The sequence below is a fragment of the Corynebacterium kalidii genome (genome assembly GCF_022869005.1).
GTDB classification, from domain to species: Bacteria; Actinomycetota; Actinomycetes; order Mycobacteriales; family Mycobacteriaceae; genus Corynebacterium; species Corynebacterium kalidii.
In genome coordinates, this window is the sequence record NZ_JALIEA010000011.1 from 315,600 (window position 1) to 329,699 (window position 14,100).

13 protein-coding genes are annotated in these 14,100 nt (G+C 71.7%); 9 read left to right on the forward strand and 4 right to left on the reverse strand.

Going from position 1 to position 14,100, the window contains the following annotated elements:
* Positions 1–30: 30 nt before the first annotated feature.
* Positions 31–1,086 carry an ABC transporter ATP-binding protein gene (locus MUN33_RS04615; RefSeq protein WP_244803720.1) on the reverse strand — a complete coding sequence of 352 codons (1,056 nt, stop codon included), beginning with the start codon at positions 1,084–1,086 and terminating at the stop codon, positions 31–33.
* A 65-nt stretch (positions 1,087–1,151) separates the two neighbouring features.
* On the opposite strand from MUN33_RS04615, the gene MUN33_RS04620 reads away from it, so the two are divergent.
* The 5 genes from MUN33_RS04620 to MUN33_RS04640 all read left to right on the forward strand — a co-directional run bounded on the left by MUN33_RS04620 (position 1,152) and on the right by MUN33_RS04640 (position 5,640).
* Positions 1,152–2,477, forward strand: coding sequence for a histidine kinase (locus MUN33_RS04620; protein ID WP_244803954.1), 1,326 nt, complete (start codon positions 1,152–1,154; stop codon positions 2,475–2,477).
* 29 nt (positions 2,478–2,506) lie between these two features.
* Positions 2,507–3,340, forward strand: coding sequence for a response regulator (locus MUN33_RS04625; RefSeq protein ID WP_244803721.1), 834 nt, complete (start codon positions 2,507–2,509; stop codon positions 3,338–3,340).
* Between the two features lie 116 nt (positions 3,341–3,456).
* Positions 3,457–4,389 (forward strand): ABC transporter ATP-binding protein, encoded by a 933-nt coding sequence (locus tag MUN33_RS04630; RefSeq protein ID WP_244803722.1) that lies wholly within the window; start codon positions 3,457–3,459, stop codon positions 4,387–4,389.
* 5 nt (positions 4,390–4,394) lie between these two features.
* The gene (locus MUN33_RS04635; protein WP_244803723.1) at positions 4,395–5,138 is read left to right on the forward strand and encodes a DUF2705 family protein; all 744 of its coding nucleotides are present in this window, start codon (positions 4,395–4,397) and stop codon (positions 5,136–5,138) included.
* Between the two features lie 10 nt (positions 5,139–5,148).
* Positions 5,149–5,640, forward strand: a complete 492-nt coding sequence (locus MUN33_RS04640; protein ID WP_244803724.1) for a hypothetical protein — start codon at positions 5,149–5,151, stop codon at positions 5,638–5,640.
* Here MUN33_RS04640 and MUN33_RS04645 read toward each other — a convergent pair.
* Entirely contained in the window at positions 5,627–6,331 is a 705-nt protein-coding gene (locus MUN33_RS04645) for a TIGR03089 family protein (RefSeq protein WP_244803725.1), read from the reverse strand. The genes MUN33_RS04640 and MUN33_RS04645 overlap by 14 nt on opposite strands.
* A gap of 19 nt (positions 6,332–6,350) precedes the next feature.
* Complete coding sequence (locus MUN33_RS04650) at positions 6,351–6,944, reverse strand: VanZ family protein (RefSeq protein ID WP_244803726.1); 594 nt, start codon at positions 6,942–6,944, stop codon at positions 6,351–6,353.
* A 49-nt stretch (positions 6,945–6,993) separates the two neighbouring features.
* Here MUN33_RS04650 and MUN33_RS04655 point away from each other — a divergent pair, with 49 nt between their 5' ends.
* Positions 6,994–8,754 (forward strand): bifunctional ADP-dependent NAD(P)H-hydrate dehydratase/NAD(P)H-hydrate epimerase, encoded by a 1,761-nt coding sequence (locus MUN33_RS04655; protein ID WP_244803727.1) that lies wholly within the window; start codon positions 6,994–6,996, stop codon positions 8,752–8,754.
* Between the two features lie 27 nt (positions 8,755–8,781).
* On the opposite strand, the gene MUN33_RS04660 is transcribed toward MUN33_RS04655, so the two are convergent.
* Entirely contained in the window at positions 8,782–10,788 is a 2,007-nt protein-coding gene (locus MUN33_RS04660; RefSeq protein ID WP_244803728.1) for an LCP family protein, read from the reverse strand.
* A gap of 231 nt (positions 10,789–11,019) precedes the next feature.
* Here MUN33_RS04660 and MUN33_RS04665 point away from each other — a divergent pair, with 231 nt between their 5' ends.
* The 3 genes from MUN33_RS04665 (at position 11,020) to manB (ending at position 13,943) form a co-directional block, all read left to right on the forward strand.
* Positions 11,020–11,892 (forward strand): SDR family oxidoreductase, encoded by an 873-nt coding sequence (locus MUN33_RS04665; protein WP_244803729.1) that lies wholly within the window; start codon positions 11,020–11,022, stop codon positions 11,890–11,892.
* 5 nt (positions 11,893–11,897) lie between these two features.
* A complete protein-coding gene (locus MUN33_RS04670) occupies positions 11,898–12,788 on the forward strand; it encodes a glycosyltransferase family 2 protein (RefSeq protein ID WP_369414921.1) in 891 nt (296 codons plus the stop codon).
* Between the two features lie 81 nt (positions 12,789–12,869).
* Positions 12,870–13,943 (forward strand): mannose-1-phosphate guanylyltransferase, encoded by a 1,074-nt coding sequence (manB, locus tag MUN33_RS04675; RefSeq protein ID WP_244803955.1) that lies wholly within the window; start codon positions 12,870–12,872, stop codon positions 13,941–13,943.
* Positions 13,944–14,100: the final 157 nt, after the last annotated feature.

A 14,100-nucleotide genomic window follows, 5' to 3' on the forward strand; every position in this document is an offset into this window, starting at 1 on the left:
GCACCCCGGTTCCGGGGGAGGACGGGGGTGTCAGTTCACCCGCTGACCGGACACCGCGTCGAAGAAATGCACCCGGGCGGTGTCGGTGAGGGTGAACGAGACGCTCCCCCCGAGGTCCGGGAGATCCTGTGCCGCCGCCGCGGACTTCGCGGTCACCTGCCCGACCGCGGTGTCGGCGTAGACGTTCGAGTCCGCGCCGAGCTCCTCGACCAGGGAGACGGTGCCCTGCAGTCCCGTGCCGGCGGGCGTGGCCACCAGGTGCTCCGGGCGCACGCCCACCAGCAGTGCCCCCTCGACGCCCGCCGGACGGGGGACGCCGAGCCCGTCGAGGACGTCGACCCCGGCAGGGAGTTCGAGCAGGTTCATCGCCGGGGAGCCGATGAAACCGGCGACGAAGGCGTTGACCGGCTCGTTGTAGAGCGCCTGCGGGGTGTCGACCTGCTGGAGGCGGCCGTCCCGCAGGACCGCGACGCGGTCACCCATGGTCATCGCCTCCACCTGGTCGTGGGTGACGTACACGGTGGTCACCCCGAGGTCGTGCTGCAGTTTCACGATCTGGGCGCGGGTCTGCACCCGTAGCTTGGCGTCGAGGTTCGACAGGGGCTCGTCCATGAGGAAGACCTGCGGCTCGCGGACGATCGCCCGGCCCATGGCCACCCGCTGCCGCTGGCCGCCGGAGAGGTCCTTGGGCTTGCGGTCGAGGAAGTCGCCGAGGTCGAGCAGGTCGGCGGCGCGGTTCACCCGCTCGGCGATCTCGGCCTTCGGCCGCTTGGCGATCGACAGGGCGAACCCCATGTTCTCCCGCACCGACATGTGCGGGTACAGGGCGTAGTCCTGGAAGACCATGGCGATGTCGCGGTCGCCGGGCTCGACGCCGGTGACATCGCGTCCCCCGATGGTGATCCGCCCGGCACTGGTGGGCTCCAGGCCCGCCAGGGACCGCAGGATCGTCGACTTGCCACAGCCGGACGGCCCGACGAGGACGAGGAACTCGCCGTCGCCGATGCCGAGGTTGAGGTCCGGGACGGTGGGGGCGGGCGCGCCCGGGTACCGGATGTCCACATGCGAGAATTCGACGTCTGCCATGGTGGGGAATCATACCGTAGGCCGATCCTCCGCAGGCGGCCACTGACGTAGGATCTGTGACCGTGATGGAACAACCGGCGGTAACGGTCGAAGCACCCCAGGGGCGGGCGCCCCAGGCACAACCCGGTCCTTTCTGGCGCGACCGTGGGCTCTGGCTGCAGCTGGTGATCCAGTCCGCCGCCTTCCTGTTCTTCGGCCCGATGGAGCTGGCGACGAGCTTCTCCGACGCGCCGCCGGTCACCGGGTGGCTGCTCGCCGCCGGCTACGTGCTGGTGTACGTCGGCCTGCTGGTCCAACGGTGGCGGGCCGAGACCGGGCTGGTCGCCGTCACCGTCGGGCTGGTCGTGGCCGCAGGCACCGTGTCCGGCGTCTACATCCTCGCCTACCTCGTGGTCTGCTACGAGGCATGGTTCATCTCCGCGTTCATCCGTCGGCGTCGGGGTGTTTGGTTGGCCGTCCTGACCGGCGGGTCCGTCGGCGCCCTGCTCTACCTCGGCCTCGTGTCGTGGACGGCGTACCCGTCCTGGTCGGTGATGACTTTCATCGACGCCGACGGCCGGGCGTACACGGTGCCGGGCGCCCAGATCGCCACGATGGTGGGCGCCCTGGGTGTCTTCGCCCTGGTGTCGATCGGGCTGTTCTGGCAGCTCGGGTTGACCACCCGGCACCAGTACGAGCGGATGGAGTCGCTCGCCGCCCGGGTGGAGCTCGCCGCCGTCGCCGAGCGGACGCGCATCGCCCGCGAGATGCACGACATCGTCGCCCACTCCCTGACCGCGGTGATCGCCCAGGCCGACGGCGGCCGCTACGCCGGACGCCAGGACCCGGCCAAGGCCATCGAGGCACTCGACACCATCAGCGCGACCGGACGTGACGCACTGACCCAGATGCGGCAGCTGCTCAGCGTCCTGCGCAGCGACCCCACCCCCGGCAGTCCCGGCAGTCCCGGCAGTCCCGGTGACACGGCGGACGGGTCCCGCGACACCAGCGCACCACCCGGGGTGTCGGGCGTGCCGGCCCTGGTGGAGGACGCCCGACGCTCCGGCCTGTCCGTCGACTACGACGTCCTCGGAAACCCTGTCCAGGTGGATGTCGCGGTCGGTCTGACCGTGTACCGCACCGTCCAGGAGTGCCTGACCAACGTCCTCAAGCACGCCGGCCGCACCCGCGCCCGGGTGGTGCTGGACTGGAACGTGCCCGGCAGCCTGCACATCACCGTGGACAACGCCCCCGGTGACGGGTTCATCGACTCCGCGGACTCGGACGACGGCCGGGGGCAGGGGCTGGTCGGGCTGCGTGAACGTGCCCGGATCCACGGTGGCACGGCAGAATGGGGTGCGTCCGAGACCTTCGTGGGCGGTTGGCGCGTCGACGTCCGCCTCGGCGTATGAGCATCAACGACAGGGAGCACAGGGAGAGCATGGACGAGACATCCCCGACACGGGCGATCACCGTCGGGCTGGCCGACGACCAGCCACTGGTGCGCGCCGGGTTCGGCATGGTGCTGGACTCGCAGCCGGACATCACCGTGGTCTGGCAGGCGGCGGACGGTGCCGAAGCGGTGCGGTTCGCCACCGGGCAACCCGTCGACATGATCCTCATGGACGTGCAGATGCCCGAACTCGACGGCATCGCGGCCACGAGGAAGATCGTGGAGGCGGGGCTCACCGGGCCGGCGGGGGAACCGACCAGGGTGGTGGTGCTGACCACCTTCGACAACGACGAGTACGTGATGGGGTCGATCACCGCCGGGGCGAGCGGCTTCCTGCTCAAGGACGCCGACCCGGAGGAACTCATCGACGCGGTGCGGACGGTGGGCGAGGCGGAGGCGGTGATCTCGCCGAAGGCGACGGCCCGTCTGCTGCGTCAGGTCCGCGGCGGTGCCGGGCCGGACGCGGGCGGGGACGCCCCGCGGCCGCAGCGGCACCCCTCGACGGCCACCGGTGCCGGCACCGACGCAGGGGGCGACGTGGGTGTCGAGGCAGGGGTCGAGGCGGGGGTCGATGCCGCTGCGGCCGCCGAGGCGCTGGATCTCCCGGACCCGCTGACCCCGCGGGAACTGGAGATCCTCGTCCTCGTCGCGCGCGGCTACTCCAACCCGGAGATCGCCCGGCGGCTGTTCGTCTCCCTGCCGACCGTGAAGACGCATGTCGGACGGATCCTGGCGAAGACGGATTCACGGGACCGGGTCCACGCGGTGCTCTTCGCGTTCAGCAACGGTCTGGTCGACCCGGTACGGGTGCTCGACGAGTGACCCCACGGTGTCATACCGCGGTATGACACCACGGGGTCGGGTGGCGGCGCTACTGCGCTGCGGGATCGTCCCACGGCACGATGTGTGCGGTGGGTGCCGTGATGCACACTGGGGGCATGATCACGGTAGAAGGTTTGTCGAAGAGGTACGGGCGGCATGACGCCGTCAAGGACCTGTCGTTCTCTGTCCCGGACGCGGCGGTGACGGGGTTCCTGGGGCCCAACGGGTCCGGGAAGTCCACCACCATGCGGTGTGCCCTGGGCCTGGACCGCCCGACGGCCGGGCGCGCACTGTTCGACGGGCAGGAGTTCGCCTCGGTCGCGGACAAGACCGCGGTGGCCGGGGCCCTGCTGGAGGCGACCTGGTTCACCCCGGGTCGTAGTGGCCGTTCACACCTGAAGGTGCTGGCCCGTGGCGCGGGCATCCCGGACTCCCGGGTGGAGGCCTGCCTCGACCTCGTCGGGCTGGGGGCGGTCGGCGACAAGCGTGTCGGCGGATACTCGTTGGGCATGAAGCAGCGGCTCGGGTTGGCCGGTGCGCTGCTGGGTGACCCGGCGCACCTGATCCTGGATGAGCCGGTCAACGGCCTGGACCCGGAGGGTGTGAGCTGGATGCGTCGGACGATCCGGGCGTTGGCGGCCGAGGGCCGTTCGGTGCTGGTGTCGTCGCACCTGCTCTCCGAGATGCAGCTCACCGCGGACCGGCTGGTGGTCATCGGCAAGGGCCGCATGATCGGCGAGTACTCCATGGAGGAGTTCCTGGCGGGCGGCAGCCGCGTCCAGGTCGAGACCGTGGACACCCGTGGTGCCAAGACCCTCACCGAGTCCCTGCACGGGGCCGGGTTCGAGGTCGCGGCGGGCGACGGCACGCACCTCACCGTCTCCATCCCCGACGGGGCGGACGAGGCAGCGGTGCGTCGTGCCGTGGCGGAGCTGGCGTTGACCACCCGCACGCCGGTGACCGCACTGGGCGTGGAGCACGACAACCTCGAGTCCCGCTTCCTGGCGGCGACGTCCGAGGCACAGGAATACCGGACCGGAGGGAACTGAGAGACATGACCGCACTGATCAACAGCCTCCGCTCGGAGACCACGAAGGTCCTGAGCATGCGTTCGACCCTGGTCTACCTGATCCTGCTGACCGGGTCCCTCTTCGGACCGGTGACGCTCTACATGTGGTTCGCCGGGGCGGACGACCGCGCCGTCGACTGGGGGGTCCTGTCCACCGGGGCCATGATCTTCCAGGTGGTCGCGGTGGTCTTCGCCGCGGCGACCACCGCCGGCGACATCCGCAACCACATGCACGCCCAGGCGTTCCTCAGCCAACGCGCCAGGTCCCTGTGGGTGCTGGCGAAGGTGATGGTGACCGCGGTGTTCATCTTCGTCGCGTACCTCCTGGGGACAGGCCTGGCCGTCCTCTCGGCGGTGGTCTTCGGCGGGGAGCTCGACCTCGGCGCCGAGTCCCACCAGTTCGTCGCGAACCTGGTCGCCGCCGTCGTCTTCGCCGCCCTGACGGTGGGGCTGGCGTGCGTGATCCGCAGCCAGGTCGGTGCGGTGGCGCTGCCGATCGTGTGGCTGATGGTCATCGAGGGGATGCTCGTCATGGCGGCGGGCCGCTTCGAGTGGCTGCGGCCCGTGGTGGCGGTGGCCCCGGGGCAGCGTCAGACTCAGCTCGTCTACGGCATGGACCAGCTCGACCTGGGTATCAGCACCGCCGGGTGCTACCTGATCCTGGTCGCCTGGGTGGTGGTCATGACGGCGCTCGGCCTGTGGCGCAACCAGCGCGCCGACGTCCGGTAGCCTGAGGGCCATGGACATCGCTATCGGGGACTCCGGACGCACGCTGACACTGCCCGCCCACTGGCAGGAGCTCGACACCGTCCCGGAGGACGCCCCGGGCACCGTGGCCTTCGGGTACCGCACGGCGGCGAGTTTCGCCGCCGTCACCCTGGCCCCGCTCGACGGCCAGATGATGCCGGTCGACCGGGACGACGTGATCAGGGGGATCCAGCCGGCGTTGCAGGAGGCGCAGGCGGAGCTGGTCGACGTGGACGCGGGGGAGACCCCGTTCGGGGACCTGCTGGTGTACACGATCGTGGAGACCCCCGAACCGGAGGACGGCGACGGGGCCGGGGAGGGCGACCAGCTGAACCTCACCCTGCACTTCGCCGTCGACAACGGCGAGTACATGGCGCCCTACATGGTCCAGGGGTTCTTCACCGGGGACCGTGACGAGGCGCTGGACCAGGCCCGCGACCTGGTCACCCTGGTCATCACCGCGGAGTCCGCTACCGCGGGGTGACGGTGCCGAGCTCGGTCGCGGCGAGGTGCTCCAGACGGGACGGGTCGTCGTCGGTGGACACGACCACGGACCCGTCGACGAACAACGGCAGCAGCGTGGTGACGAGACCGTCGGTGTCGTCCCACGGTCCGGTCACCGACCGGGTCCCGGGGGAGAACAGTCCGGCCGCCCGCTGCCGCAGGTCGGCGCCCGTCACCTGCCCGCCGTCGGCGGTGTGCAGCAGGACGGCGTCCTCTCCGGTCTTCGGGCCGGCGTAACGGTCGCCCTGGACCCGGAGTTCCGGCGACAGGTCGGTGACGCCGAACTCCACCTCCCCGCCGGCTTCGGCGACGCCCCGGCCGAAGGGGTCGGTGGACAGCTGGAGGACCTCGGTGTCCCAGTCGGGGTGGGCGTCGGGGTCGGTGGTCAGCAGTGCGGCGGCGGACCCCGCGGCGGGGGAGGAGGTGGAACAGACCGCCACGCCCGCGCGCCAGCACCCCACCACCAGTGCCGCCGGCATCCAGTCGGTGGGGGCGTCGACGGCGACGACGTCGCCCGGGCCCAGGCCCAGGTGGCCGACCATGAGGTTGCCGCCCTTGGCGGCCCAGTTCGCCAGCGTGGCGGCGGACAGTTCCATCCGTCCGGCGTCGGTGTAGGTCGTCAGACGGGGAGAGGCGGCGTCGGTCCGGAGAATCGGGGACAGGAGATCCATGGCGACCAGACTAACCTGTTCAGTTCCCCACGACCTTGTCCGGGTCGCCGAGCGCCGGGCCCAGGATCACGAGCACCACGAACACCAGAACCGCCAGCCCGACCACCATGGTGAGCAGTGTCTGCCACTGCCGTGAACGGGTGGGGTTGCCGGAGAACCAGCAGGCGATCCAGGCGCCGACGGCTGCCCCGACGGTGTTGCAGATCAGGTCGGTCACGTCGGTGCGCCCCAGGGAGAACACGTACTGGGTGACCTCGATGCCCAGGCTGAAGACGGCGGCGACGCCGACGGTCCACCGCCACCGTCCGGACAGGATCATCAGCAGCATCCCCAGCGGGACGAAGAACGCCAGGTTCCCGAGGATGTCGAACACCCAGCCGAAGGTGGTGGAGGAGTCGGAGATGATCCCGAAGGGAACCGGACGCAGGTCCCGCACGCGTTGGTTCTCCGGTTTCCACAGCAGGCCGATGGTGTAGAACGCCTTCAGCGTGGTCAGCGCGACAACGACCGCGGCATAACCGACCAGGGTCACGGTGACCCATGCCCGCCACCGCGGGTGTCGGGCTGGCGCGACGGTGTCGGTGGGGTTGGCAGGGGTGTCCGGGTTGTCCATGCGCAGACACCTTAGCCGCCCGTAACGTGGCGGTATGAATGTCAGCGGGATGGAAGAGCACCTCCGTGGCCGGGTGTACACGGTCGACCAGGTCCGCCGGGCGGAACAACCGCTGCTCGACGCGCAGACGGAACCGGACCAGTTGATGCGTTCGGCGGCGTCGGCGGTGGCGGAGGCCGCTGGGGTGATGCTGCGTCGGGACGTGCCCGCACCGGCGCAGGACCGGGTGCTGCTCGCGGTGGGCGCCGGTGGCAACGGCGGGGACGCCCTCTACGCCGGTGCCGTGCTGGCCGGGCAGGGGTGGCCGGTGGAGGCCGTGTTGCTGGGCCGTGGGGGACGGGTGCACGAGCCGGCCCTGTCGGCCTACCGCGAGGCCGGTGGTGTGGTCGTCGAGCTGGACGAGGTGCGGCGGACGCCGCCCCGTTGGCGGCTCGTCGTCGACGGGGTCCTCGGTATCGGTGGCGGCGGTGGCCTGGGTGGCGGTGCCGCCGTGCTCTTCGCCGCTGTCAGCGCATGGTCGGTCCCGGTGCTCAGCGTGGACGTCCCCTCGGGGATCGGGGCGGACTCGGGCGCGACCCCGCCGATGACCGACATCGTCGATTCGCCGGAGCCGCGGAACCGGGGGGCGGGACGTCCGGGGACGACGGCGCTGATGCGCGACCGGGTCCCGGCACATGTGATCGCGGATGTGACGGTGACCTTCGGTGGTTTGCGACGGGCGCACGCGGTCAACGCCTACTGCGGCCAGGTGGTGCTGGCGGACCCGGGGTTGGGCGGCGACGCCTCACAGACGATCGGCGCCCGGCTCGCCGAACTCACGGGGCTCACTGACCTCGCCGGGCTCGCCGGCACCGGCGGTACCGTGGTCCGGACCCGCCGGGCGGTGGCCCCGGCAGGGGAGTACGACTTCTCCGGGACCTCCCTGGCCGGTGTCCCGATGTCCCGGCCGTCCCGGGTACGGGCGCCGGGGCCCTACGACGACAAATACTCCGGGGGCGTGCTGGGGGTGTGTGCCGGGTCGGCGACCTACCCCGGGGCGGGCGTGCTCACGACCACGGCGGCGGTACGGGCCACCAGCGCTATGGTGCGGTACGTCGGCGAAGCGGCGGGGGACGTCGTCCGGGCGTGCCCGGAGGTCGTGTGGGCGCCGTCGGTGGAGGAGTGCGGCCGGGTGCAGGCATGGGTCGTGGGGCCCGGCCGCGGTACCGACGACGGGGCCGCGGCGGAACTGGGCACGCTGCTGCGTCGTCCGGAACCACTGGTGGTCGACGCGGACGCGGTCACCCTGCTCGCGGAACGGCGGGACCTCCGGGACCTGCTCGTCGCACGTGGGGCGCCGGGTGGTGCAGCGGCCGCGACGGTGCTGACGCCGCATGCCGGTGAGTTCCGGCGCCTGGCGGCCGCCGTCGGGGACGTCCCCGACCCGGACGACGACCGGATCGGTGCGGCGGTGACGTTGGCCCGGGCCCTGGGGTGCGTGGTGCTGCTCAAGGGACGCCACACCGTGGTGACCGACGGGGCCACGGTGGACTGCACGGACGCCGGGACCTCCTGGGCCGCCACACCGGGGTCCGGTGATGTGCTCGCCGGGATGGTCGGGGCCCTGCTGGCGGAGGGTGCGGCGCGGCACGGCGAGGGGTTTACCGCGCGGCGGCCCACCGACGACGCGGTCGCACTGCATGCCGTGGCCGCGTCGATCGCGGCGCGGACACCGGAGGGGGAGGCCCCGACGTCGGCGTCACGGATCGCCGAGGCGGTCCCGAGGGCCCGGGCGTCGGCGGGCCCGGCCCACACCCGCCGGGCCTACTGACGGGGAACGGCCGTCAGGGGCGGCCGGTCAGTTGACGCACATCGGGCCGTCGCCGCCGGCGTCGATGGCGCCGCGGTTCGAGGCGGAGGAGTCGGACTCCTCCGGGGTGCCCACCGCGCCGACGTTGTCGCCGGACCCGGTGTCGGCCCCGGCGCCGCCCCCGTCGTTCTGGCCGAGGACGTCACCGCCGGTGGCGTCGACACCCGGGGTGCCGACGTTCCCGGGATCCGCCGACCCGCCCGAGCTACCCGAGCCGGACTCGCCGACGGCGGGCAGCGGTTCGTCGACGCCGGACGCCGAGGTCCCCGGACCGTCGTAGGTACCGGACAGGGTGACGCGGATCTCCCCGGGCTCCAGGCCGGAGTCCTCGACCACCTCGAGCCCGCCGAGCTGCTCCGCCAGGCCGCGTGCCGCCGGGTCGTCCTTGTCGGCGACGTTGACCTGGCTCTCGGAGATGCCGGTCTCCGTCGCGTTGCCGACCTCGCCCATGGCGTAGCCGGCACCGGAGATCAGGTCGCCGACGCGGGAGGCCAGCCCCCCGACCTCACTGGCGTTGTAGACCGACACCGTGGACCCGGCGGGGTCGTAGTCCTCGATGGCGCCACCGGAGCCGCTGCCGTCCTCGCTGCCCTTGCCGTCGCCGGAGTCCCCGCCCTTGTCCGGTGCGCTGTCGCCGAGCAGGTCCTCGAAGAAGCGGTGGACCTGGTTCTTGTCGATGGTCACCACGGACTCGCCGAGATCACCGGTGCCGTCGATACTGGTCACCGGGATGGTCTGGAAGGTCACGTTCCCACCGGTCAGCCCCTGCATCTGGGTGGCGAGGCCCATCACGTCCCAGCCGTCGTCCAGGGTCACGGACCGCTCCACGGCGCTGCTGAGGTCGTTGAGCTTGTTCGGGTTGCTCAGGGTGGAGGTGCTCAGGATCCTGTTGGTCAGGCTGGCCATGTAGACCTGCTGGCGGGTGATGCGGTCCAGGTCGCCACGGGGCAGGTCGTGGCGCTGACGCACGAAGCTCAGGGCGTCGGCGCCGCTGAGGGTCTGCCGCCCGGCGGGGAACTTCGCCCCGGAGAGCGGCTCGTCGACCGGGTTGTTGAGGCAGACGTCGACACCGCCGACGGCGTCGGTGAGCAGGACGAACCCCAGCAGGCCGACCTCGGCGTAGTGGTCGACCTCGATACCGGTGACGTCGGCGACCGTGCCGATCAGCGCCTCGCGTCCGGCGGCCGTCGACTCGCGGTCGATCTTGTCCTTGTCCGGCTCCTCGCCGTCGTTCATCGCGGCCTGGGTCAGTTCGTCCTGGGTCAGCGCCTTCGTGGCGCCGTACACCCCGTTCAGTTTCGTGTTGCCGAGGTCGTCGTTGTGGACGTAGGTGTCGCGGGGCAGGGACACCGCGGTCGCCGAGGAACCGTCGTCGGGGACACGGATCAGGATGATCGTGTCGGTGTTGGTCGCCTCCTCCTCGCCGGCGCGGAGCATGTCGATCTCCTCCTGGCTGAGCTCCTTGCCCTTGGCGTCCGTGCGGGAATCGACGCCCACCAGGAGGATGTCGGTCGCGCCGTCGGACTGGTTGCCCAGGTTGAGGCCGCCGGCCTGGCTGATGTCGGAGCCGAGCCGTCCCACCGAGGAGTAGGCGTACGTGCCGCCGGCGAGCATGATCGCCGACAGCAACGCCAGGACCACCTTGACCGGGGTGGGGCCCAGCTGGCGGTGTCCGGGGGCGGTGGCCACGGACCCGTGGACCGTCCGCGAGCTCCGCTGCGGGGCGCGACGTCGTCCGCCCGCGGTGGCACCGGCGGCACCGGCGCCACCGGCGGCGCGGCTGTGCCGGGGACGTTGCGACGGCTGCGCACGCTCGGCACGCTCGGCACGGTCAGGCCGCTCCGCCCGTTCCGGACGTTCCTGCCTCTGCGACCTCTGCGGGGTCTGCCGCGGCCGTTCCGGGCGCGGAGGCACCTCGTCGCGGCGGTGGTGCCGGCCGCCGTGACCAGGGGTCTCTCCACGTCCGTTGCGCGGAGACCTGTCAGAATCGCTCATTCCAGACCTTTCGGCGGTGTTCGGGGGATGTCGGTGTCACCAGGGGACTCTACTAGTTACGGGGACGGTTTCGGTGATCCCCGACCGACACCGGCCGGCCGCGGGCAGGCCACGGGCCGCGGCAGGCGGGCGCCGGCGCGTAGTGTTGGCGCCGATCGTCGTGCTCGTTCCGGACGTCGCCGCACCCGGTGCCGGCGTCCGGCAGACAGGGAGGTGTCCACAGTGACGGTAATGGTGACCGGTGCGCACGGCCAGGTGGGCCGGTGTCTCGTCGACCGCGGGGCCGACGGGCTCACCCGGGACGACCTCGACCTGGCGACGGCCGGGACGGCGGAGTTCCGGGCGACGGCCTCGGCCCTGTTGACCGGGGACCGGCGTCCCGACGTGATGGTCAACACAGCCGCGTGGACGGACGTCGACGGGGCGGAGGACCCGCAGAACCGGCGCACCGTGGAGGCCGTCAACGCCGTCGCCCCCGCCGAACTGGCACGCGTGGCCGCCGCGGCGGGGGTGCGCTTCATCCACGTCTCCACGGACTACGTCTTCTCCGGACCAGCCCCCGACGGGTCCCGCGGCTGGGGCGCCGACGACCCCGTGAATCCGGCCAACGAGTACGGCCGCACCAAGAGCGAGGGTGACCACGGTGTCCTCGACGCCGGCGGGACGGTGGTCCGTACGTCCTGGGTCTGGTCGGGCCCGGACGCCCCGGGACGGGACTTCGTCTCGGTGATGGCCACGCTGGCGGAGAACGGCGTCGACCCCCGCGTCGTCGACGACCAGGTGGGACGGCCCACCTACGCCCCCGACCTCGCCGGGGAGCTGTGGACGTTGGCACGTCTCGACGGCCCGTCCGGGATCCTCAACATCACCAACTCCGGCGAGCCGGTCTCCTGGTACGGCCTGGCCCGGGAGGTGTTCCGCTGCACCGGGCACGACCCGGCACGGGTGAGCCCGTGCACCACGCGCGACTGGCCCACACCGGCGGCCCGCCCGCCGTGGTCCGTCCTGGACCTGGGCCCCTGGACAGCCCGGTCGGGACAGACACCACCGGACTGGCGGGACAGCGTGCGACGGGGACTCGGGTCCCGTTTTCGGCTAGGGTGACTCCCGTGAAACCGATCGCCGTCATCACCGTCACCTACTCGCCGGGGGAGTACCTCACCCGTTTCCTTGACTCGGTCCCCGCCGCCACCGACCAGGGGGCCGTGGTGGTCATGGCCGACAACGGCTCCACCGACGGGGCCCCGGAGGCCGCCGCCCGACGTGACGGGGTCGAGCTGCTCCGCACCGGCGGGAACATCGGCTACGGCGCCGGGATGAACGCCGGGGTGGAGTCGCTGCGCGCCCGGCGGGAGGCCGGGGAGATCGACGGTGAGTTCCTGGTGATCTCGAACCCGGACGTCGTCTTCGACCCCGGTGCCGTCGACCGGATGGTGGAGGCCGCACGCCGCCACCCGCGGGCCGGTGCGGTGGGCCCGCTGATCCGTGAGGTCGACGGGTCGGTGTACCCCTCGGCCCGGTCGGTGCCGACCCTGGGGGCGGGCATCGGCCACGCGCTGCTGGCACCGGTGTGGAAGAACAACCCGTTCACCCGCCGCTACCTGGCCGACGCGGTGATGGACAGGGAGCGGACGTCCGGGTGGCTGTCCGGGTCCTGCCAGCTGCTGCGCTGGGAGGCGTTCGACGCGGTCGGGGGATTCGACGAGCGCTACTTCATGTACATGGAGGACGTGGACCTGGGCGACCGGCTGGCACGCGCCGGGTGGGAGAACGTGTTCACCCCGACGGCGGAGATCACCCACGCCAAGGGGCATTCCGCGGGGAAGCACCCGGAGATCACGCTGCCGGCCCACCACGACAGCGCCTACCGTTTCCAGGCGGACCGGCTGTCGGCCTGGTGGCAGGCCCCGGTGCGGCTCGCCCTGTGGGCGGGGTTGAAACTCAGGGGGGCCGTGGCGGTCGCACTGGCGCAGCGGGCGCGCCGTTCACCGTCGGACTGAGTTCGGTCGGATAACCTCCCAAGGGTGAACAGAGACGAACGAGAAAATTCCTCACCCTCGACCCCTGACACGCACAACGGTCTGGCCGCCGACACCGACGCCGTGATCCTCGTCGGCGGTAAGGGCACGCGTCTGCGCCCCCTGACCAACTCCATCCCCAAGCCCATGCTCCCGGTGGCGGGGTACCCGTTCCTCCAGCATCTGCTGGGGCGGATCCGGGACGCCGGCATGACGCACGTGGTCCTGGGTACCTCGTTCAAGGCGGAGGTCTTCGAGGAGCACTTCGGCGACGGGTCAGAGCTCGGCCTGGAGATCGAGTACGTCGTCGAGCACTCCCCCCTCGGCACCGGCGGCGGTATCCGTAACGTCCTGCCGTACCTGCGGCACGACCGGGCGATGGTCTTCAACGGCGACATCCTCGGCGGGACGGATCTCGGCGCCGTGCTGCGGACCCACGTCGACAACGACGCCGACGTCAGCCTCCACCTGCTGCGCGTGGCGGATCCGCGCGCCTTCGGCTGCGTGCCCACCGCGGAGGACGGACGGGTGCAGGCGTTCCTGGAGAAGGCCGAGGATCCGCCCACCGACCAGATCAACGCCGGGTGCTACGTCTTCCAGCGGGACATCATCGCGTCGATCCCGGAGAACCGGGTCGTGTCGGTGGAACGCGACGTGTTCCCCGACCTCCTGGAGAAGGGGCGCCGGCTGTACGGCCACGTGGACCAGGCCTACTGGCGCGACCTGGGGACCCCGGACGACTTTGTCCGCGGCTCCTCCGACCTGGTGCGCGGCATCGCCCCGTCGCCGCTGTTGGCGGGACGCAACGGTGAGGCGTTGGTCGACGAGTCGGCCGCCATCGCCGGTGGGGCGCTGCTGCTCGGGGGCACGGTGATCGGCCGCGGCGCCGAGATCGGTGCCGGTGCCCGGGTGGACACCTCGGTGGTCTTCGACGGTGTGGAGATCGAGGCCGGGGCGACGGTGGAGCGCTGTGTCGTCGCCGCCGGCGCCCGCATCGGTGCCCGCGCCCACCTGCGCGACACCGTGGTGGGGGAGGGCGCCGTGGTCGGTGCCCGCTGTGAGCTGCAGGGCGGTGCCCGGGTGTGGCCGGGCGTGACGCTCCCCGACGGAGGCCTGCGTTTCTCCAGCGACGTCTGACCCCCGGACGGGGCGGGGCCACCGTGGATCAAAATATTTCGATATCTTGTGCCTCCGACCCCCGATGCGGCCCTTCATCTTCTACATGTAGTGGTCTCCCCGGGGAAATACCTGCCCATATCGTGCCTGTCAGGACGCTGTGAATACGTACGCGGCC

What these genes read in the sequence shown, in the direction of transcription:
- MUN33_RS04615 (WP_244803720.1), bottom strand. Translation starts at nt 1,086, where the DNA reads ATGGCAGACGTCGAATTCTCGCATGTGGACATCCGGTACCCGGGCGCG.
- MUN33_RS04620 (WP_244803954.1), top strand. Translation starts at nt 1,152, where the DNA reads ATGGAACAACCGGCGGTAACGGTCGAAGCACCCCAGGGGCGGGCGCCC.
- MUN33_RS04625 (WP_244803721.1), top strand. Translation starts at nt 2,507, where the DNA reads ATGGACGAGACATCCCCGACACGGGCGATCACCGTCGGGCTGGCCGAC.
- MUN33_RS04630 (WP_244803722.1), top strand. Translation starts at nt 3,457, where the DNA reads ATGATCACGGTAGAAGGTTTGTCGAAGAGGTACGGGCGGCATGACGCC.
- MUN33_RS04635 (WP_244803723.1), top strand. Translation starts at nt 4,395, where the DNA reads ATGACCGCACTGATCAACAGCCTCCGCTCGGAGACCACGAAGGTCCTG.
- MUN33_RS04640 (WP_244803724.1), top strand. Translation starts at nt 5,149, where the DNA reads ATGGACATCGCTATCGGGGACTCCGGACGCACGCTGACACTGCCCGCC.
- MUN33_RS04645 (WP_244803725.1), bottom strand. Translation starts at nt 6,331, where the DNA reads ATGGATCTCCTGTCCCCGATTCTCCGGACCGACGCCGCCTCTCCCCGT.
- MUN33_RS04650 (WP_244803726.1), bottom strand. Translation starts at nt 6,944, where the DNA reads ATGGACAACCCGGACACCCCTGCCAACCCCACCGACACCGTCGCGCCA.
- MUN33_RS04655 (WP_244803727.1), top strand. Translation starts at nt 6,994, where the DNA reads ATGGAAGAGCACCTCCGTGGCCGGGTGTACACGGTCGACCAGGTCCGC.
- MUN33_RS04660 (WP_244803728.1), bottom strand. Translation starts at nt 10,788, where the DNA reads ATGAGCGATTCTGACAGGTCTCCGCGCAACGGACGTGGAGAGACCCCT.
- MUN33_RS04665 (WP_244803729.1), top strand. Translation starts at nt 11,020, where the DNA reads ATGGTGACCGGTGCGCACGGCCAGGTGGGCCGGTGTCTCGTCGACCGC.